Origin of the sequence: Amycolatopsis sp. NBRC 101858 (assembly GCF_030269325.1) — a bacterium.
Taxonomy (GTDB): Bacteria; Actinomycetota; Actinomycetes; order Mycobacteriales; family Pseudonocardiaceae; genus Amycolatopsis; species Amycolatopsis ponsaeliensis.
Genome location: NZ_BSTD01000004.1, coordinates 922719 through 940602, shown reverse-complemented (window position 1 = coordinate 940602; position 17884 = coordinate 922719). Strand labels below are relative to the sequence as shown.

Annotated in this window: 18 protein-coding genes; 6 read left to right on the top strand and 12 right to left on the bottom strand. The window is 70.2% G+C overall.

Going from position 1 to position 17884, the window contains the following annotated elements:
- Positions 1–15 precede the first annotated feature (15 nt).
- Both helR and QSK39_RS33155 read left to right on the top strand, forming a co-directional pair.
- Entirely contained in the window at positions 16–2175 is a 2160-nt protein-coding gene (gene helR, locus QSK39_RS33160) for an RNA polymerase recycling motor ATPase HelR (RefSeq protein ID WP_285481941.1), read from the top strand.
- 71 nt (positions 2176–2246) lie between these two features.
- Positions 2247–2846, top strand: coding sequence for a hypothetical protein (locus QSK39_RS33155; protein WP_285481798.1), 600 nt, complete (start codon positions 2247–2249; stop codon positions 2844–2846).
- 9 nt (positions 2847–2855) lie between these two features.
- Here the strand turns inward: QSK39_RS33155 and QSK39_RS33150 are convergent, their stop codons facing one another.
- The 10 genes from QSK39_RS33150 to QSK39_RS33105 all read right to left on the bottom strand — a co-directional run bounded on the left by QSK39_RS33150 (position 2856) and on the right by QSK39_RS33105 (position 12282).
- Positions 2856–3044 (bottom strand): hypothetical protein, encoded by a 189-nt coding sequence (locus tag QSK39_RS33150; protein WP_285481797.1) that lies wholly within the window; start codon positions 3042–3044, stop codon positions 2856–2858.
- A 113-nt stretch (positions 3045–3157) separates the two neighbouring features.
- On the bottom strand, positions 3158–4849 hold the full coding sequence (gene groL / locus QSK39_RS33145; RefSeq protein WP_285481796.1) for a chaperonin GroEL: 1692 nt from the start codon (positions 4847–4849) through the stop codon (positions 3158–3160).
- 11 nt (positions 4850–4860) lie between these two features.
- Complete coding sequence (locus QSK39_RS33140) at positions 4861–5886, bottom strand: NAD(P)-dependent alcohol dehydrogenase (protein WP_285481795.1); 1026 nt, start codon at positions 5884–5886, stop codon at positions 4861–4863.
- Positions 5883–6599 (bottom strand): iron-sulfur cluster assembly protein, encoded by a 717-nt coding sequence (locus QSK39_RS33135; RefSeq protein ID WP_285481794.1) that lies wholly within the window; start codon positions 6597–6599, stop codon positions 5883–5885. Before QSK39_RS33135 ends, QSK39_RS33140 begins: the two co-directional genes overlap by 4 nt.
- Positions 6596–7633: an amidohydrolase family protein gene (locus QSK39_RS33130; RefSeq protein WP_285481793.1), complete on the bottom strand. Its 1038-nt coding sequence runs from the start codon at positions 7631–7633 to the stop codon at positions 6596–6598. The genes QSK39_RS33135 and QSK39_RS33130 overlap by 4 nt, the downstream gene beginning before the upstream one ends.
- A gap of 39 nt (positions 7634–7672) precedes the next feature.
- A complete protein-coding gene (mimD, locus tag QSK39_RS33125; RefSeq protein WP_285481792.1) occupies positions 7673–8047 on the bottom strand; it encodes a propane 2-monooxygenase effector subunit MimD in 375 nt (124 codons plus the stop codon).
- A complete protein-coding gene (locus QSK39_RS33120) occupies positions 8044–9213 on the bottom strand; it encodes a ferritin family protein (protein ID WP_285481791.1) in 1170 nt (389 codons plus the stop codon). Before QSK39_RS33120 ends, mimD begins: the two co-directional genes overlap by 4 nt.
- A 5-nt stretch (positions 9214–9218) precedes the next feature.
- On the bottom strand, positions 9219–10256 hold the full coding sequence (locus tag QSK39_RS33115; RefSeq protein WP_285481790.1) for an NADH:ubiquinone reductase (Na(+)-transporting) subunit F: 1038 nt from the start codon (positions 10254–10256) through the stop codon (positions 9219–9221).
- Positions 10257–10275: 19 nt separating this feature from the next.
- Positions 10276–11928, bottom strand: coding sequence for a ferritin family protein (locus QSK39_RS33110; protein WP_285481789.1), 1653 nt, complete (start codon positions 11926–11928; stop codon positions 10276–10278).
- Positions 11929–12033: 105 nt separating this feature from the next.
- Positions 12034–12282, bottom strand: coding sequence for a hypothetical protein (locus tag QSK39_RS33105; protein WP_285481788.1), 249 nt, complete (start codon positions 12280–12282; stop codon positions 12034–12036).
- Positions 12283–12449: 167 nt separating this feature from the next.
- On the opposite strand from QSK39_RS33105, the gene QSK39_RS33100 reads away from it, so the two are divergent.
- A complete protein-coding gene (locus QSK39_RS33100; RefSeq protein WP_285481787.1) occupies positions 12450–14255 on the top strand; it encodes a sigma-54-dependent Fis family transcriptional regulator in 1806 nt (601 codons plus the stop codon).
- A 4-nt stretch (positions 14256–14259) separates the two neighbouring features.
- Here the strand turns inward: QSK39_RS33100 and QSK39_RS33095 are convergent, their stop codons facing one another.
- Entirely contained in the window at positions 14260–15414 is a 1155-nt protein-coding gene (locus QSK39_RS33095; protein WP_285481786.1) for an FAD-dependent monooxygenase, read from the bottom strand.
- 92 nt (positions 15415–15506) lie between these two features.
- Between QSK39_RS33095 and QSK39_RS33090 the strand changes: the two genes are divergently transcribed.
- Positions 15507–16079 carry a TetR/AcrR family transcriptional regulator gene (locus QSK39_RS33090; protein WP_285481785.1) on the top strand — a complete coding sequence of 191 codons (573 nt, stop codon included), beginning with the start codon at positions 15507–15509 and terminating at the stop codon, positions 16077–16079.
- On the opposite strand, the gene QSK39_RS33085 is transcribed toward QSK39_RS33090, so the two are convergent.
- Positions 16072–16767, bottom strand: a complete 696-nt coding sequence (locus tag QSK39_RS33085) for a DUF4142 domain-containing protein (RefSeq protein WP_285481784.1) — start codon at positions 16765–16767, stop codon at positions 16072–16074. The two genes, QSK39_RS33090 and QSK39_RS33085, sit on opposite strands and share 8 nt — an antisense overlap.
- Positions 16768–16971: 204 nt before the next feature.
- Between QSK39_RS33085 and QSK39_RS33080 the strand changes: the two genes are divergently transcribed.
- Both QSK39_RS33080 and QSK39_RS33075 read left to right on the top strand, forming a co-directional pair.
- Positions 16972–17448 (top strand): MarR family winged helix-turn-helix transcriptional regulator, encoded by a 477-nt coding sequence (locus tag QSK39_RS33080; RefSeq protein ID WP_285481783.1) that lies wholly within the window; start codon positions 16972–16974, stop codon positions 17446–17448.
- A gap of 17 nt (positions 17449–17465) precedes the next feature.
- Entirely contained in the window at positions 17466–17879 is a 414-nt protein-coding gene (locus QSK39_RS33075; protein ID WP_285481782.1) for a DUF5655 domain-containing protein, read from the top strand.
- Positions 17880–17884 lie beyond the last annotated feature (5 nt).

Here is a 17884-nt window from a genome sequence, read left to right as displayed (position 1 = left end):
GAAAACGAAGAGGGAATCTTGTCTCAGGGGTACGAAGAAGAACTGCGGTCCGAACGCGACCACGTCGCCGGGCTGTACGCGCGGCTCGACGCCGAGCGCGCGCGGGTGAAGGGCGAGTACGAGGCGGCGCTCGGCGGCAAGGGCGTGGGCGCCATGGAACGGGACGTCGGCGTGCGCCAGCTCGGCCGGCAGGTGAAGCGGCTGGACGTCGTCGACAACGGGCTGTGCTTCGGACGGCTGGACGCCGTCTCCGGGGAGCAGTCCTACATCGGGCGCATCGGCCTGTTCGAGGAGGACGACGACTACCGGCCGGTGCTGCTCGACTGGCGGGCGCCCGCCGCGCGCCCGTTCTACACGGCCACCGGCGCGAACCCGGAGGACATGCACCGGCGCCGCCAGTTCCACACGCGCGGGCGGCAGGTGCTCGGGTTCACCGACGAGGACCTCGGCCGTCCCGGCGGGGATGCGCAGGGGGACGCGGCGCTGCTCGCCGCCGTCAACGCGCCGCGCGGTGAAGGTATGCGCGACATCGTCGCGACGATCCAGGCCGAGCAGGACGAGATCATCCGGCTCGACCACCCGGGCGTGCTCGTCATCGAGGGCGGGCCGGGCACCGGGAAGACGGTCGTGGCGCTGCACCGCGTCGCCTACCTGCTCTACACCCAGCGCGAGCGGATGGAACGCCACGGCGCGCTCGTGGTCGGGCCGAACCCGGCGTTCCTGAACCACATCGGGCGCGTCCTGCCGTCGCTGGGCGAGACCGACGTCGTGTTCACGACCACCGGCGACCTCGTGCCCGGCCTGCACGTGACCGCCGAGGACACGCCGGAAGCCGCGCGGCTCAAGGGATCGCTGAAGATCCTCGACGTGCTGGCGGCGGCGGTCGCCGACCGGCAGCGGCTGCCGGCCGAGCCGGTGGCGATCGCGCTGAAGGACGTCACCGTGCGGATCGACGCCGCGACCGCGGAGTGGGCCCGGCAGGAGGCGCGCGACAGCGGGCTGCCGCACAACGAGGCACGGGCAGTGTTCACCGAAATCGTCACGTACGTGCTCACCGAACGCGCGATCGGCCGGATCGGCAAGGGCTGGCTGAGCCGGGACGACCGCGACGAGTGGGAGAGCATGCGGAAGGGCCTGATCGAGGACCTCGCCGGTGACGAGAAGTTCACCACCGCACTGGACGAGCTGTGGCCGATCCTGACGCCGGAGGGGCTGCTGTCGTCGCTGTACACGTCGGCCCCGCCGGAGTCGGAGCTGTTCCGGGCGGAGGGTGCCGCGTGGACGGTGTCGGACGTGCCGCTGCTCGACGAGCTGGTCGACCTGCTGGGCCGCGACAAGACGGCCGAGAAGGCGGCGGAAGCCGCGGCCGCGCGGGCGCGGAAGGCCGAGGCCGACTACGCCGAAGGCGTCTTCCAGGCGATGAAGCTGGACCGGGAGGAGATGGACGAGGACGTCATGCTGTCCGCCGAAAACCTCCTCTACGCCGAAGACCTGGCGGACCGCTTCGTCGAGGTCGACACGCGCACGCTCGTCGAACGCGCGTCGGCCGACCGGGACTGGACCTACCGGCACGTCGTCGTCGACGAGGCCCAGGAACTGTCCGAAATGGACTGGCGGGTGCTGATGCGGCGGTGCCCGGGCCGGTCGTTCACGGTGGTGGGCGACCTCGCCCAGCGCCGGTCGGCGGCCGGGGCGCGGGCGTGGGGCGCGATGCTGGCGCCGTACGTCGCCGACCGCTGGGTCTACCGGTCGTTGACGGTCAACTACCGCACACCGGCGGAGATCATGGCCGTCGCGGCGGCGGTCCTGGCCGGGTTCGCACCGGAGGTCAAGCCGCCCGAGTCGGTGCGCGCGTGCGGTGTCCTGCCGTGGTCCCGGCAGGTCACCGGGGACGAGCGGGCGGCGGCGATCGAGGAGTTCGTCCGCGACGAGGCCGGGCGGGAAGGCACCAGCGTGGTGATCGGGCCGCCGGGGGTGCCGGGCGCGGTGCCGGCCTCGGAGACGAAGGGGCTGGAGTTCGACGCGGTCCTGGTGGTGGAGCCGGCGGCGATCCTCGCCGACAGCGCGGCCGACCTCTACGTGGCGCTCACCCGCGCGACGCAGCGGCTCGGCGTCCTGCACGAGGGACCGTTGCCGGCCGAGCTGAGCGGGCTCGCGGAGGTCGTCCGGAGCTAGCCGGGGTTCGCCGGTGGGAAGCGCGGGTACGTAGCTCAACGCCCGCGCTCCCCACCGCGAAAGGCGTCCCGATGCAGCTCTACGCCGAACGGCCGATCCGCCGCACCGCCCAGCTCGTCAGCGACCTGCTCGCGCTGCTGCTCGTCATCATCGCGGTGTGGCTGGGGACGTCGGTGTACGACCAGGTGATGAAGCTGCGCGCACCCGGCGACGGGCTCGTCGACGCGGGAACGGGGTTGCGCGGGACGTTCGACTCGGCGGCGGACTCGGCCGGCGGCATCCCGCTGATCGGCGACGGGCTGGCGAAGGCGCTGCACGGCGGGTCGGACGTCGGCACCAAGCTCGTGGACTCCGGCCGGTGGCAGATCGAGGCGGTGGAGAACCTGGCGTGGTGGATGGCGGCGATCATCATCGCGCTGCCGGTGCTGGCGCTGGTGGTGACGTGGTTGCCGCTGCGCTGGAAGTTCACCCGCCGGGCGTCCGCGGCCGCGCGGTTGCGGGCGATGGGCGACGAGGGTCTGGACGTGCTGGCCCTGCGCGCACTCGCGACCCAGCCCCTGCGGCGGCTGGCTTCCGACGGCAAGGTCGCGACCGGCTGGCGGGAGCGGGACCGCGACGTCATCGAGAAACTGGCCGGCCGTGAACTGGCGAGCCACGGCCTGGTCCCCTGAGCGCGAGCCTCAGCGCGGGCCCTGACGCCGGCCCACCGAACGGCCGATGAAGAACCCCAGCAGCAGCCCGACGATCAGGCCGATCGCGATGAAGAAGATCACCGTCGCCGCGGCGATCTTGCCCACCGTGCCCAGGAAGCCCTTCGCCTCGAACTCGGTCACCGTCGCCAGCGTCTGGGCCATCACGTAGTGCGTCATGATCACCAGCCTGGCACCGACGCCGGACCTCCGCAGCACGGGAAGGTCCCTTCACCGGCGCTCAGGACGCCGGCGAAGGGACCTCCGATCTCCGTGGGCTGGCGGACGAAGGCTCAGCCGACGGAGGGGCCCATCCCGAGGGACTGCGGCGTGCTCGCGTCGGGCGAGGGCTGGTGGAGCCCCTCGTCCAGCGGACCGAACTCGGTCATCAGGGCCGCGCTGCCGCCCCACGGGGTCTGCTCCTCGGCGATCAGCGAGTTCGTCGTCAGCAGCAGCCCCGCCACCGACGCCCCGTTCTGGATCGCCGACCGGCACACCCGCAGCGGGTCGACCACGCCCATCGCCACCATGTCGCCGTAGCGGTCGTGCAGGGCGTCGAAGCCCTCGTCGTCGCCCAGTTCGCGGGTGCGCGCGACGATCTCGTGCGCCGGGTGCCCCGCGTTGTGCGCGATGAGGAACGCCGGCTCGGCCAGCGCCCGCCGCACGATCTCGACGCCGATCGCCTGGTCTCCTTCCAGACCCAGGCCTTCCAGCGCCTTCTCGGAGTGCAGCAGCGCCGCTCCCCCGCCGGCCACGATGCCCTCGGCCATCGCCGCCCGGGTCGCCGACAGGGCGTCCTCGACCCGGTGCTGCAGTTCCTTGAGCTCGGCCGGCGTGGCCGCGCCGACGCGCACGACCGCGACCTTGCCGGTCAGGGCGCCGATCCGTTCGGTCAGCACGTCCTCGTCGACGCCGAACTGCGCGCGCTCCAGCTCCGCCCGCAGCTGCCCGACCCGGAACTCGACGGCGTCGGACGTGCCGGCGCCGCCGACGATGGTCGTGTTGTTCTCGGTGACCCGGACCTGCTTGGCCCGGCCGAGGTGCTCCAGGCCCATCGTCTCCATGCTGAACCCGGACGTCTTCGACAGCACCGCGCCGCCGACGATCGCGGCGAGGTCCTCCAGCTTGTGCAGCCGCCGGTCGCCGAACCCCGGCGCGCGGACGGCCACCGACTGGAACGTGCCGTTGACGTGGTTGTGCACCAGCATCGACAGCGCCGTGCCCTCGATCGACTCCGCGATCACCACCAACGGCCGGGGAGCCCGCATCACCTTGTCCAGCAACGGCATCAGCTGCTGCACCTTGGTGATCTTTTCCGAGCACATCAGGATGTACGGGTCGTCGAGCACCGCCTCCAGCCGGCCCGGGTCGGTGACCAGGTACGGCGAGAGGTAACCGTTGTCGAACTCGAAGCCTTCGACGAAGTCGACGCTCATGCCGATCGTCGGCGACTCCTCGACCGTCACGACACCGCCGTCGCCGACGGTGTGCAGGGCCTTCGCGATGACGGCGCCGACCGTGTCGTCGTCGTTGGCGGAGATCGCCGCGACCCGCGCGTAGTCCTGTTCGGACACCACCGGGTGCGCCTGCTTTTCCAGGTGCGCCACCAGCAGCCCGACGGCGTGGTCGATGCCGCGCTTGACGAGCACCGGGTTGCCGCCGCCCGCGATCGCCCGCATGCCTTCGTGCACGATGGCCTGGGCCAGGACGGTGGCCGTGGTGGTGCCGTCGCCGACGACGTCGTTGGTCTTGATCGCCGCTTCCTTGACCAGCTGCGCGCCCATGTTCTCGAACTGGTTCTTCAGGTGGATCTCGCGCGCGATGGTGACGCCGTCGTTCGTGACCACCGGCGAACCGGTGATCTTCTCGATGATCACGTTGCGGCCCTTGGGGCCGAGGGTGGACTTGACCGCTTCGGCCAGCTTGTCGACGCCCGCCAGCAGCAGGTCGCGGGCGTCCGAGCCGAACCGCAGTTCCTTCGCCATGTTTCCTGCTCCTAGGGTGTGAGGATGGCCCGACCGCGCACGCGTCCGGCATCGAGGTCGGCGAGTGCGTCGAGAGCCGCGTCCAGCGGGTACTTCTTCGTGTGGAGCGTGACCTTCCCGGCCTGGGCGAGCACCATCAGCTCGGCCAGGTCGTTGTACGTGCCGACCAGGTTGCCGATGACGTTGCGCTCGGTGGAGATGATGTCGATGGTCGGGATGTCGATGTTGCTGCCGTAGCCGATCACGAAGTGCGACCCGGCCCGCCGGGTCATCGCGAACGCGTCCTGCTGGGCGCCCTGCTCGGCGACGAAGTCGAGCACGACCTCGGCGCCGTTGCCGCCGGTCAGGTCGAGCACCGCGTCGACCTGCTTGCCGTCGCCCAGCACCGTCTCGTCGGCACCCAGTTCGGCCGCCAGCTTCAGCGCGTCGGCGTTGCGGTCGACCACGATCACGCGGGCCGCGGTCAGCGCCTTGAGCGACTGGATACCGATGTGCCCCAGGCCGCCGGCGCCGTTGACGACGCACGTGGTGCCCGGGTACAGCTGCGGGACGGCCTTGCGCACCGCGTGGTAGGCGGTGATGCCCGCGTCCGCCAGCGCGGCGACGTCCTCCGGCTGGGTCGACGGATCGAGCTTGATGCACGCCCGCGCCGACGTCAGCAGGTACTCGGCCATGCCGCCGTCGCTGTCGATACCCGGGAAGCTCCCGTTCGGGCAGTGCATGTCGTCGCCCGCACGGCAAGCGTGGCAGAGCCCGCACGTCGGCGTCGGGTGCAGGATGACCGTGTCCCCGACCTCCACATTGGACACCGCGGGACCGACTTCGTGCACCCAGCCGGCGTTCTCGTGGCCGATCGTGTACGGCAGCGCGACGCCCGACTTCTCGGCCCACTGCTCCTCGATGATGTGCAGGTCGGTGCGGCACACGCCAGCACCGCCGATCTTGACCACGACGTCGAAGGGCCCGGTGGCGCGCGGCTCCGGCACTTCTTCGATCACCGGGTGCTGGTGGTACTTCTGCAGCCGCACGGCCTTCATCCCGTGCCCTCCTCTTCGCTGGTCAGGGCGTACCGCGCACGCAACATGCCGCGGCACACCCCGGAGTTGGCCTCCATGCTCGTGCGGGTCAGCCGCGCGAAGGCGAGGTGCCGTTTCGCGTCGGCGGGAGCCACCGCCTGCCCGGTGGCCGGGTCGAGCAGCAGCGGGTCGCCGTCCTCGGCGGGCAGGCCCAGCTCACGGCGCCGGGCGCGCAGCCGCTCGACGTCCGGCCCCGGCGGGACCTCACCGAGCGTCAGGGACGCCGGGTCGAGCCCGGTGCCGGCCAGCGACCGGCAGACGCGGTCGGTGCCGGCCAGCACGGCCTTGCGGACGAAGTCGTAGCGCAGGCTGTCGAGCTCGTCGACGGCCTCGCCCTCGAACGACGCGACGAACCCCCGCCGCGCCGCCACGCCCCGGTTGATGACGTCGGAGGCGAAGTGGTCGTCGAGCCGGATGTCGAGCCCGGTCAGGCCCGGCACGCCGGCGACGGCGTCGTAGGCGTCCGCGACCATCAGGAACGCGAAGTTGGGCGCGCAGAAGTAGGTCGGCAGCCGCAGGCGGATGACGGCGTGGCCCGCCGCGCTCACCTCGCAGCGGGCCACGAAACCCAGGTCGGTGAGGGGTTCGTCCAGTTCGGGATCCCGGACGGTGCCCAGCGCCGACCACACGGCGGTGTGGTCGGCGCGGACGATCCGGTCGTCGAGTGCCGTCATGAGTTCGGCACGCCGACGGGTTCGACCGACTCCGGTGCCGCGAGCTGCAGCTCCTTCGGGACGTCGATGTCGTAGAGCCGGGCGGCGTTCAGCCCGAGGATCTTCTTCTTCTGGTCGACGGTCAGCGGCGCGAAGTCCGACAGCTCGTCGTCACCCGGCATGTTCCAGTCGACGAAGCCTTCGACCTGCCACTTGGGTTCCCAGATCGCGTAGTCCGCGCCGAAGATCAGCTTGTCCTCGCCGATCCAGAACATCAGCTCGCCCATGACCTTCGCGAAGAACTTCGGCCGGGCGTGCATCAGGCCGCCGACGACCACGGCGAGCCCCGCGTAGACGTTGCGCTCCTGGGTGGCCATGAAGCAGAAGTCCTCGATGCGCGGCAGGCCGACGTGCTCGACGATGAAGTTGAGGCCCTGGAAGTTCGTCGCCACGTGGTCCACATCGGACACGTCGAAGGCGTCCTTGTCCAGCGGCCAGATCGTCGGGCCCTTGTGGATGTGGACGTTCTTGACGCCCAGTTCCTCGCACTTCTCGAGGTAGCGGGCCGCTTCCGGGTCCTTGAGGCTCCAGCCGCGGGAGTCGCCGCGCCACTCGGCCGTGTAGAGCTTGACGCCCTTGCAGCCGTACTTCTTGACGCGTTCCTCGAACGCCTTCATGCCCTCGTCGCCTTCACGCGGGTCGAAGGTGGTGTTGACGAGGAACTTGCCCGGGTGCCGTTCGGCCATCGCGCCGTCGGCCTCGGTCGTGTTGAACCCGTTCGTGTACCACTGCCGCAGGTTCGTCGGCTGGAAGATGGCCGTGTCGACGTGCCCGACCTCGAACAGGTCGTGCATCATCAGTTCTTCGGAGTACTTCTGGAACCGGTCGATCGGCCAGTGCGTCTCCTTCGGGCCGAGGCCCTGGTAGGCGTGGAAGCACTCGATCCAGCCCTTGGCGTATTCCTCCTGCCCCTTGACCCAGTTGTCCGGGCTCGCGTCCCAGAAGTGGGTGTGGGCGTCCACCACGAAATACTTTTCGCCGTCTTTTTCGTACATCGGTGATCCTTCCTGAGCGGATCGAGTGCTTCCTGCTGGTTACTTGGAGATGACCTTGAGGTCGAAGTCGAGGTACTCGGCCGCGTCCTCGGGGTTGGCGAACATGATCGTGCGGTCGTCCTCGTGGATCATCCGCCCGTAGTGGGTGGACATGCTCTCCTCGAACTCGGCCGCGTTGAACCAGCCCTCTTCCTCGCCGGCGGCCTCGTCGACCTCGGCGTAGACCAGGTCGGTCCGGCCCTGCGCGTCGACGCGGATCATCGACGGCAGCGGCGTCACGGTCACGTTGTCCTTGCCGGCCATGACTTCCGCGATGATCGCGCCGACCTGGTTGTTCATCAGGGTGAAGCCGCACATGTTCGAGGCGGTGTTGTTGACCTTGTACGGGCTTTCCGAGGTCTTGAAGACGGTCACTGGCCCAGCTCCTCCGGTGCTTTGAGACCCAATTCGGACAGGATTCCGGCGAACCGGCTCTTCGCCCGGTCGAGACCGTCCTCGAACCGGATCGGCTTGGCGTCGGGCTGCGACCACAGCGGCTGCAGGGCCCGGGCGGCGGCGATGCTCTTCGGCACCCAGTCTTCGAGCCACTTCTGCAGCAGCGCCTGGTTGTGCCCGGCGAACTCCTTGTCGTTGATCAGGAGGTGGAACATCGCCTTCGTGTAGCGGAGGTCGCATTCGGAGAAGTCGAACTCCTCGGCGCCGATCAGCGTCGGGGTGACGAAGTCGCCGTTCGCGGGCGCGGCCTGCTGCACCAGGTTGCTGCGGAACAGCTCGCCGACGAGGGGCTCGAAGACGATGTTCGCGGCGAAGATCGCCTCGCACCAGTCCCAGATCCCGGTCAGCTGCTCGGCGGTCTCCCGCACGCCCTGCCAGGCCGGGTCCTCGGCCCACGTCGTCAGGTGCGCGCTGCCGTCGAAGCCGTCGACCTCTTCGGTCAGCGTCAGGTTGTACAGCGCCAGGTCCTGCGCCGCGCGGATCCGGTGCATGCTGTTCACCGAGATCGCGTTGTTGTGCATGTTCGTCGGCGCGCGCCGGTTGGCGTTGGCGTACAGGTACAAGCCGAGCCCGTGGTCGACATGCATCCACGCGCCGACGTGCTTGGCGACGAACTCGACCCAGTTGCGATTCCACTGCTCGAACGCCTTGGCCTGGCGCGCGGCGTCGATGTTCTGGTTGAGCTGGCGCACGACGTTCGCGTTGTAGCGGTAGAGGGTGAGCTCCCACTCCTCGTTGGGGTCGCGGAACTCGTGCCAGCCGAGCGCCGGCCAGTCGTAGCCCTTGCCACCGGACCCCGGGCTGCGCTCGGGAACCGGCCGGTCCGAGCCCCAGGCCTTGAGCGCGGTCCACTCGAGCGGGTAACCGCCCTTGCCGTCGGCGAAGGCGTAGAGCCAGCCCTGGGCGAGGTAGTGCCGCGGGTCGGGCTGGACTTCGACGGTGACGTCTTCGTAGTGGCTCTGCTTGCGCTTGGCCGGGGTGAAGTAGTTGTACTGGCGGGCGGTGGAGTCCGGGAAGACCTTGGCGCCCGCTTCGGCGTCGGTGAACGTCGGCTTGGGCACGCTGCGTTCGGAGGTGGCTGTCATGGGTTTTACCCTTCGCCCGTGGTGGTGAACTTGTCGTAGAAGACGCGCTTGTCGGCGACGCCGAGCGCGGGCAGCAGTTCCAGCGCGGCTTCCACCATCGGCGGCGGCCCGCAGACGTAGGCGTCGGCACCGGTCAGGTCGAGGCCGGCCCGGCGCAGGACGTCGGTGATCAGGCCGGTCTCGCCGTGCCAGGAGTCGTCACCCGGTTCGGAAAGCGCTGGGACGTAACGGAAGTTCGGCAGTTTCTCCTCGAGCTCCCGCAGTTCGGCGTGGAAGCACAGGTCCGCCTCGCGGCGGGCGCCGTAGTAGTAGGTCGCCTTCCGGTCGATGCCACGCTCGGCCATCGAGCGCAGCAGCGACAGGATCGGCGCCATCCCGGCCCCGCCGCCGACGAAGACCAGGTCCTTGCCCGGGTTGTCCCGGAGGGTGAACACCCCGAACGGGCCGGTCACCCGGAGCCGGTCGCCGACCGCGACATCGGTGTCCAGGAACCGGGAGAACAGCCCGTCGGGGTAGATCTTGATGACGAACTCCAGGAGCCCGTCACGCGCCGAGGTGTTGGCCATCGAGAACGACCGGGTCTCCTCGGAGTCCGGGATCGCGAAGTCCAGGTACTGCCCGGGAAAGAACTTCAGCGACTGGTCCGGGTCGGTGAGCTTGACGACGAGGTGACGCAGGTCGTGGGTGACGTGGTCGTTCGACACGACCTCCACTTCGGCCTCCTGGATCGGCAGGCCGGACTGGATCATTTCCTCGTCGTAGTTCAGCAGCTCGATCGTCAGGTCTTCGTAGGCGTGAGCCCGGCAGAGCAGTGTGAAACCCTCCTCCTTTTCGTAGTCGGGAAGCGCGAAGGTCGAGTAGCGGTCGTGTTCGACGTCTTCGCCGTCGAGGATGAACGACTTGCAGGCCGCGCACTGTCCTTCCTTGCAGCCGTGCATGAGCATGACGCCCTGCTCGGCGGCGGCGCGCAGGATCGTGGTGTCCTCGGCGACGTCGATCTCGATCCCGACCGGTTCGAACCGGACGCGGTGCTTCTCTGCCATGCCGGGCCTCTCCTCGCGGTCAGGCCTGCTGCGGCGCCGGCCGTCCGGCCGGGCCCTGGCGGTTGTAGTCGGCCACGAACGCGGCGCGTTCGGCGTCGGTCATCTGGTTCAGCAGCACGTTCGGCGACTGCACCTCGGGCATCCGGCGCAGGTGGTCGAGCGTCCACATCTTCTTCGGGTCGAGGTCCAGGTGCGGCTGCGCGACCATGGTCTTGCCGTCGTCGCGCACGAAGCCCATGTCGGAGACGACGTCGGCCCAGTTCCAGCCGTGGTAGAGCGTCTCCCACTCGCGGGCGCCGACCAGCTTGCCCATGTTCGGGGTGTTGCGGCCCTGGTAGGTGGGCCGGAACGCCTCGGCGTCGGTCCAGCGGCACGTCTCCGAGCAGTACGTCCGGTGCTGGCCGTCGACCTCGTCGACCACCATGTCCTCACGGATGAGGCACGGCACCATGCACGTCCAGCAGCGGTGCGGGTACACGTAGTTCACGTCTTCGGCGACGATCGGGTGGTGCCCGTTCGGCGTCGCCAGGCGGCTGTAGTTCTCCCACCAGGCGCCGTACTTGTCGTACCAGCCCGGGTACTTGTACTCGAACCACTCGAAGTCCTCGTCCGTCATCGGGTCGATGCGCCAGTAGTTGGCGAGCCACCCGGTGGCGAAGAACTGCGCGACCTCGTGCACGTAGCCCTTGTTCCAGATCCGGTTCCACGCCTCTTCGATGAGGTCGTGCGGGATCACGAGCCCGTACTTCTCGAGCGGGACCAGGTACGAGCGGTAGTAGTCGTCGTAGATCCAGCGGCGCCACATCTCCGCGTAGCTTTCGCGGTCCTTGCGGCGGTCCTTGGTGCCGTACTCGATGAACGTGCCGATCGCGGCGTCGACCACGGCGTGGTTGTTCCACCACGCGTACCGCAGGTCGCGTTCGAGCAGCTGGTGGTTGCTCTCGTCCGACAACGCCATCAGCAGGGTCGCGTAGCCGTTGCTGATGTGGCGGGACTCGTCGGACTGCACCGAGTGGAACACCGTGGGCAGCAGGTAGTCGCCGTTGGCGGCGGCTTCCGCCGGCATGGCGACGAACAGCGTGTTCGTGAACGCCGTCTCCGCCACGATGGTGAGGTAGATGCTCGCCGCGGTGATGGCGTCACCGGTGATGAAGCCTTCGGCGAACTGGCGGCCGATGGTGCCGCAGTAGTCGTTCTGGAAGTTGCGCAGGCTCGAGTTGAAGCCCGCCGGGTCGATGTAGTTCTGCATGTACAGGCGCTTGAGGTTCTGCTGGATCGTCGAGTGCCGGACCTCGTCGATCATCTGGATCGCCTGGCCGTTGTGCAGTTCCGGGTTGGGCACCGTGCGGAACAGCAGCGGCATCGCCCGCGCGGCCGAGATCTCCGGCAGCGGGATGATCGACAGGAACAGCTTCTGCCATTCCAGCCACCGTTCCTGCACCTGGCGGAACATGTTGCCGCGGATCGCGCCGTCTTCGGCGCCGTAGACCCGGTGGTCCTTTTCCTCCTGCATCGGGAAGTACGAGCGGAGGACCTGCTTCAACGGGTCCTTCTTCTTGGCCTTCTGGAACGTGTAGTCGGTCCCGTAGTGCGAAACCGGGGTGTGGTACGCCGGCTCCCACGACAGTTCCTGGATCTTTTGGTGGGCTTTCGCCACACTCTGGCGACTCATGGAGACTCCTTGTCCGTCGCTCGCCGTCGGGGCGGACGTCCTGCGTTCACCATTCAAGGGGCGGCCACGAGTGACGCGAGTCTCAATCTGAGACAGAACCGCTGCTCAGGGCGTTTCGTCCGCGCCGAGCATCCGCGCCCGCAACTCGGCGAGCTCGTTCTGCACACCGTTGCGCACGCGCGCGTCGCCTTCGACGGTCGGGGTGATGCCGAGCGCGCGCAGCAGCGCCGCGGCCGGTTCGCCCGGATGCCCCTCCCCGCCGAACACCGGGTGCAGGCCCTGTTCCGCCAGATGCGTGAAAACCAGGTTGACGATCGTCCACGGGTTGTAGGTCTCCGCGGCATCGGTGGCCATGGGCACTCCTCCTGGTCAGCGGTCTCTTCCCGATCCATCGGACCGCCGCCCGCGGGTCCCGGCCGTCTCAATTTGAGACACCACGCGGCGCGCGCCGGATCTAGGCTGAACGGGCGGCACAACGGGTGTGCCCGCACCCACGTGGGCCGCGGGAAGCTGGAGGTCACGTGGACGAGAACGCGCCCGGAACCCTGCTCGCCGACGACGAGCTCGCCCGCACCCGGGTGCGATTCCTGACGGCCGAACCCGTGCCACCCGGCACGGTCCGCCAGACGATCCTGGCCTCCTGGCGGCGCTCGCAGGAGTTCCAGGTCGAGGCCGACCGCATCGACCCGCTCTTCCACGGCGACCAGAACCTCGACATCCCGCTCATGCGCGGCGCCGAGCCGGTGCTGCACAAGCTGGGCGAGCAGTTCGACGGCCAGCCGATCAGCCTGATCCTCACCGACGCCAGCGGCGTCGTGCTCACCCAGCGGACCGGCGACGCGGACCTGAAGCGGCACCTCGAACGCGTCGAGCTCGTGCCCGGGTTCAGCTACGGCGAGCAGTCCGTCGGGACCAACGGCATCGGCACCGCGCTCGAGGACGGCCGCGCGACCACGGTGTTCGGCCACGAGCACTACGCCGAGCACCTGGAAAACCTGGCCTGTGCGGGCGTGCCGATCCACCACCCGATCTCCGGCAAGAAGATCGGCGCCGTCGACCTCACCTGCTGGTACAAGGACGCCGGCGGCCTGCTCATCGCGCTCGCCCGCTCGACGGCCGAGCAGATCCGGCAGGCGCTGCTGCGGCACAGCGACCTGCGGGAGATGATCCTCTTCCAGGCCTACCTGCAGACCTGCCGCCGGTGGACCGGCATCGTGCTGGCGTTCAACGACGACATCGTGATGATGAACGACCGGGCGCGGCAGCTGCTCGACCCGGTCGACCAGTCGGTGCTGCTGAGCCACGCCACCGAGGCGCTGGCCGACGGGCGCCGGACGTCGGCGACGCTCGCGCTGTCCAGCGGCCTGCGCGTCCGCGTGTTCTGCCGCCGCGTCCCAGGCCAGCGGGAAACCGACACGGCGGGTGGCGTGCTGTCGGTGAAGCTGATCGAGGCCGAGGAAACCCTCGCGGTCCCCTCGACGCCGATGCTGCCGATGTACCTGCCGGGCGTGGTCGGCTCGGCACCGCTGTGGCTGCGCTGCGGGCACGAGCTCGACACCGGCCACCAGCGCGGGGAATGGGTCGCGCTGGAAGGCGAGGCGGGCACCGGCAAGCTGACCCTGGCGAAGGGCCTGCACCAGCGCCACCACCCGGCGGCCCGGCTGCTGAGCGTCGACGCGGGCGTCGCGTCCGGCACCGAGTGGGCGGCCGAGCTGCTGCGCGAACACGCCGACGCCCCGATCCGCACCCTGGTGATCCGCCACGCCGACCGGCTGACGGCACCGGCGGCCAACGCGCTGGCGACGGCGTTGCGGGAGCTGCGCGAGCGGGCCGACGCGCCGTGGGTCGTGGTCACGCTCGTGCCGGAGGCCGAGACGAAGCCGGTGCTGGCCGAGCTGCTGAAGTCGTTCCCGCGGACGGTGCGGGTGCCGCCGCTGCGCCACCACGTCGAGGACCTGGCGGAGCTGGTTCCGCTGGTGCTGAGCAAGCTCGGTTACGGCGGCCGGCTCACCTGCTCGGCGGCGGCGCTGCACCTGCTGATGCGGGCGGAGTGGCCGGGCAACACCGGCCAGCTCTACCAGGTGCTGCGGAAGGTGGCCCAGCGCCGGCGGGCGGGGGCCATCCGCCCGGGCGACCTCCCGGCGGAGTTCCACACCGTCGCGCGGCGGCCGCTGAACCGGTTCGAGTCGATCGAGCGGGACGCCATCGTGCGCTGCCTCGAGGACGCCGACGGCAACAAGGTCCGGGCGGCGAAGCTGCTGGGCATCTCGCGGGCGACGATCTACCGCAAGATCCACGAATACGGCATCGTCCCGCCCACCCGCTGACCGGTCAGCGGGCGTTCAGCTCGGCCAGCTGGTACGCCAGCTTCTCGCGCGCCTGCGGGAGGGAGAACACGGTCTTCAGCACGGTGTTGCGCAGCAGCCGCGCCGGGCGGGGGCGCAGCGTCGCCATCCGCGTCATCCGGTCGGTGAACGCCACCACCTCCGTCGCGATCGGGCGCCGGGTCGTCTCGTAGGTGTCCAGCAGCGCGTCCGGTTCGCCGGCGGCCACCCGGGCCAGCAGGCGGCCGAGCGCGACGGCGTCCTGGATCCCGGTGTTCATGCCCTGGCCGCCGGCCGGGCTGTGCACGTGGGCCGCGTCGCCCGCGATGAGGATCCGGCCCGCGCGGTAGTGGTCGGCCACCCGGTGGTGCACGCGGAACCGGGAGCTCCAGACGACCTCGGTGACCCGCGACCGCGCGCCTTCCGGGCCGCGCGCGTCCACAATGGACTGGATGTCGGCGATGCCCGGGTGTTCGGGGGCTTCGGCGACCGTCGCGACCACCCGGTAGTGGTCGTCGCCGCCGGGCAGCGGCGCGACCACCGTCACCCCTTCCGGCGACAGGTGCAGGCTGACCTCCTCGCGGTCCAGCGGCCAGCTCATCCGGACGTCGGCCAGCACGAACGACTCGCCGTAGGTGGCGCCGGTGAACCCGATGCCGGCCTGCTCGCGCACGGTGCTGTGCATGCCGTCGGCGCCGACCAGGTACTTCGCGCGCACGGTGCCGCCGGTCGCCGTGACCGTGACGCCCGTGTCGTCGCCGGCGACGGCGGTGACCTCGTACGGGCGGTGCACGTCGCCGCCCACCTCGCGAAGCCGCGCCAGCAGCACGGCTTCGGTCTGGTCCTGCGGCACCATGAGCGTGTACGGGTAGGCGGTGGGCAGCCCGCCGAAGGGCACCCGGGCCAGCACCGTGGCGCCGTCGCGGACGGTGAACGTCGGGACGACGACGCCCAGCTCCCGCAGCCGCTCGGTGACGCCGAGCTCGGCCAGCACCTCCAGGGTCCGGGCGTGCACCACGCAGGCCCGGGAGGTGTTCGCGCCCTCGGCCTGGCGATCGAGCAGCACGAAGTCGACGCCGGCTTCGGCGAGGACGATCGCCGTGGCCAGGCCGGCGGGGCCGGCTCCGGCGATCAGGACGTCGGTGCGGGTGGGCAGGTTCATGACGGGCCTCCGAGTTTGCCAACAACTGTTGGCATCCACGTTAGGCACGGTCGCGCTGGCTTGTCAACAAGTGTTGGCCTACACTTGTTGACATGACTGAGCCACCCCGCCGATCCGACGCCACCCGGGCGACCATCCTGGACGCGGCCCGCCGCCGGTTCGCCGCGGACGGCTTCCGGCGCGCGACGATCCGCTCGATCGCCGCCGACGCGGACATCGACCCGTCGATGGTGATGCGCTACTACGGCAGCAAGGACGGCCTGTTCGCCGCGGCCGTGGACGTCGAGCTGGACCTGCCGGACCTGGCCGCGGCCGACCCCGGCACGGTCGGCGAGCTGCTGACCCGGCAGTTCCTGGTGCTGTGGGAGCAGCCGCCGACCGACGAGATCCTGCTGACGCTGCTGCGCTCGGCGGTCGCCGACGACGCCGTGGTCGAGAAGATGCGGCAGGTGTTCGCCGGCCAGGTCACCCCCGCGGTCCTGCGGTTCGGCGACCCGGCCGACGCCCCGCGCCGCGCGGGGCTGGTGGTGAGCCAGCTGCTCGGCCTGGCGCTGACCCGCTACGTCCTGCGCCTGCCCCCGGTGGTCGCGCTGACCTCGGCGGAGGTCGTCGCCGAGGTCGGCCCGACGGTGCAGCGCTACCTGGCGGGCAGCACGCTCACTTAGGGTTCACGGTGTTCGCGACGTCCTGCAGGGTCGCCGCGTCGACCAGGCCGGTGTCCTCCAGGACGTTCATGTGGTCGAGGACGGTCTGGTTCGCCTGCGTCGCGTGCCGCCGGATGACGTCGTTCTGCGTGCCGGCGCGGACTTCGGCGATGGTCGCGAAGATCTTGCCGTGCGACGCGCGCAGCAGGTTCACGAACAGCTTGTCGAACTCGAGCCCCTGCGCGGCGGTCAACTGGCGAACCCAGCCCTGCTGCTCGGCGCCGGCCTGGTCGGGCAGCGTGACGCCGAGCATCTTCGCGTCCTCGCGGACGAGCTGGTCGAGGTGCGAGTGCCCGTCCAGCAGGTGCAGCCCGGCACGCTTCACGGCGTCACTGCTGGCGTGCGTCTGCGCGAGGTCGCCGGCGGGCATCTCCCAGAGCCCGGCCTGGCGGACCTTGACCAGGAACGTCTTGTCGAGCGCGGTGACCGGCCCGGCGCCGGCCACGTTCGCCTCCCCGGCCGAGCTCACCTGCATGCCCGCCATGTCGTGCCCGTACGCCGGGACCTGCGCCTGCGTCGACCCGGGCGCGGTCTGGGCACCGGCTTTCAGCACCAGGACCGAGCCCACGGCGAGCACGGCGAGCGTGGCCACGACGACCAGCGCGGTCCGGGCTTTGGCCTTGGCCGTCATGCCACGGTGATCCGGCATCGTTTGCTCCTTCTGTCGACGGGGGCCTGCACGGGGTACTACGGCGCCCGTCACGGAACGGTTCAAGCGATCCGGAATATTTTTCTTGTGTGCCAACGGTTTCCCACAGTCCATTGTGGAGACGCCAGGGCAGCACGGCCGGCCCGGCGAGTGCCGGGGTCACCCATCTTGACCGATGCTCTTGCGGTTGGCAAGTATTGCTTCATGCAAACCCTCGAAGACGCAGCTCCGGGTGCCGACCCGGACGTGGTGGCCCTGGACAACCTCACCCTGGTCCTGGTCGGGATCGCGTGGGAGTGCGCGCACGCCGCGCCGCCCGAGGTCACCTTCCCCCAGACGCGCCTGCTGCTGATCCTCGACCGCCTCGGCCGGGTGCCCAGCTCGCGGCTGGCGGCGGCGATGGACGTCAACGCGTCGTCGGTGACCCGGCTGGCCGACCGGCTGGAGGCACTGGGGTACGTGGCGCGCGGCCGCGACCCGCGCAACCGCAGCGTGGTGACCCTGGAGGTCACCGCGACCGGCCACGACCTGGTGGCGCGCGTCCTCGACCGGCGGCACGCGGCGCTGGGCGCGCTGCTGGACCGGTTGCCGCCCGCCCAGCGCAAGACCGCGGCCGCGGCGGCCCGGCGGCTGGTGACCGCGGCCGCCACCATCCCCGCGCTCGGCCCGGCCCCGCTGTGAGTGCCATCCTGGACGGCATGGCGACCCGCTGGACGTGCCCGCGCTGCGACCGCGAGTTCGCGCGCACCGGCCAGGGCCACACGTGCGTCCCGGGCTGCACGGTGGACGACACGTTCACCGGCCGCGACCCGCGGTTGCGCGCGATCTACGACGCGGTGCTCGGCCACGTCCGGACCCTGGGCGACGTCCACGAAGACGCCGTCAAGGTCGGGGTGTTCCTCAAGCGGGACCGGAAGCTGGCCGAGCTGCGGCCGCGGTCCCGGGACGTCCTGGTGTACCTGTTCCTGCCCCACCCGATCGAGACGGCCCGGATCGCCCCGGCGCGGTGGGCGAGCGGACCCCGCGTCGGGCACCAGCTCAAGTTGCGCGAAGTGTCCGATGTGGACGACGAAGTCCGCGGCTGGTTCACGATCGCCTACGACTTCTCCTGACCCGG

Excerpts from the sequence above, each read along its gene's own strand:
- QSK39_RS33130 (WP_285481793.1), bottom strand. The coding sequence starts at position 7,633 with ATGTACGAAAAAGACGGCGAAAAGTATTTCGTGGTGGACGCCCACACC.
- QSK39_RS33115 (WP_285481790.1), bottom strand. The coding sequence starts at position 10,256 with ATGGCAGAGAAGCACCGCGTCCGGTTCGAACCGGTCGGGATCGAGATC.
- QSK39_RS33120 (WP_285481791.1), bottom strand. The coding sequence starts at position 9,213 with ATGACAGCCACCTCCGAACGCAGCGTGCCCAAGCCGACGTTCACCGAC.
- QSK39_RS33090 (WP_285481785.1), top strand. The coding sequence starts at position 15,507 with ATGACTGAGCCACCCCGCCGATCCGACGCCACCCGGGCGACCATCCTG.
- QSK39_RS33135 (WP_285481794.1), bottom strand. The coding sequence starts at position 6,599 with ATGACGGCACTCGACGACCGGATCGTCCGCGCCGACCACACCGCCGTG.
- QSK39_RS33095 (WP_285481786.1), bottom strand. The coding sequence starts at position 15,414 with ATGAACCTGCCCACCCGCACCGACGTCCTGATCGCCGGAGCCGGCCCC.
- QSK39_RS33085 (WP_285481784.1), bottom strand. The coding sequence starts at position 16,767 with ATGCCGGATCACCGTGGCATGACGGCCAAGGCCAAAGCCCGGACCGCG.
- QSK39_RS33075 (WP_285481782.1), top strand. The coding sequence starts at position 17,466 with ATGGCGACCCGCTGGACGTGCCCGCGCTGCGACCGCGAGTTCGCGCGC.
- QSK39_RS33080 (WP_285481783.1), top strand. The coding sequence starts at position 16,972 with ATGCAAACCCTCGAAGACGCAGCTCCGGGTGCCGACCCGGACGTGGTG.
- QSK39_RS33110 (WP_285481789.1), bottom strand. The coding sequence starts at position 11,928 with ATGAGTCGCCAGAGTGTGGCGAAAGCCCACCAAAAGATCCAGGAACTG.
- QSK39_RS33105 (WP_285481788.1), bottom strand. The coding sequence starts at position 12,282 with ATGGCCACCGATGCCGCGGAGACCTACAACCCGTGGACGATCGTCAAC.
- groL (WP_285481796.1), bottom strand. The coding sequence starts at position 4,849 with ATGGCGAAGGAACTGCGGTTCGGCTCGGACGCCCGCGACCTGCTGCTG.
- QSK39_RS33140 (WP_285481795.1), bottom strand. The coding sequence starts at position 5,886 with ATGAAGGCCGTGCGGCTGCAGAAGTACCACCAGCACCCGGTGATCGAA.
- QSK39_RS33150 (WP_285481797.1), bottom strand. The coding sequence starts at position 3,044 with ATGACGCACTACGTGATGGCCCAGACGCTGGCGACGGTGACCGAGTTC.
- QSK39_RS33155 (WP_285481798.1), top strand. The coding sequence starts at position 2,247 with ATGCAGCTCTACGCCGAACGGCCGATCCGCCGCACCGCCCAGCTCGTC.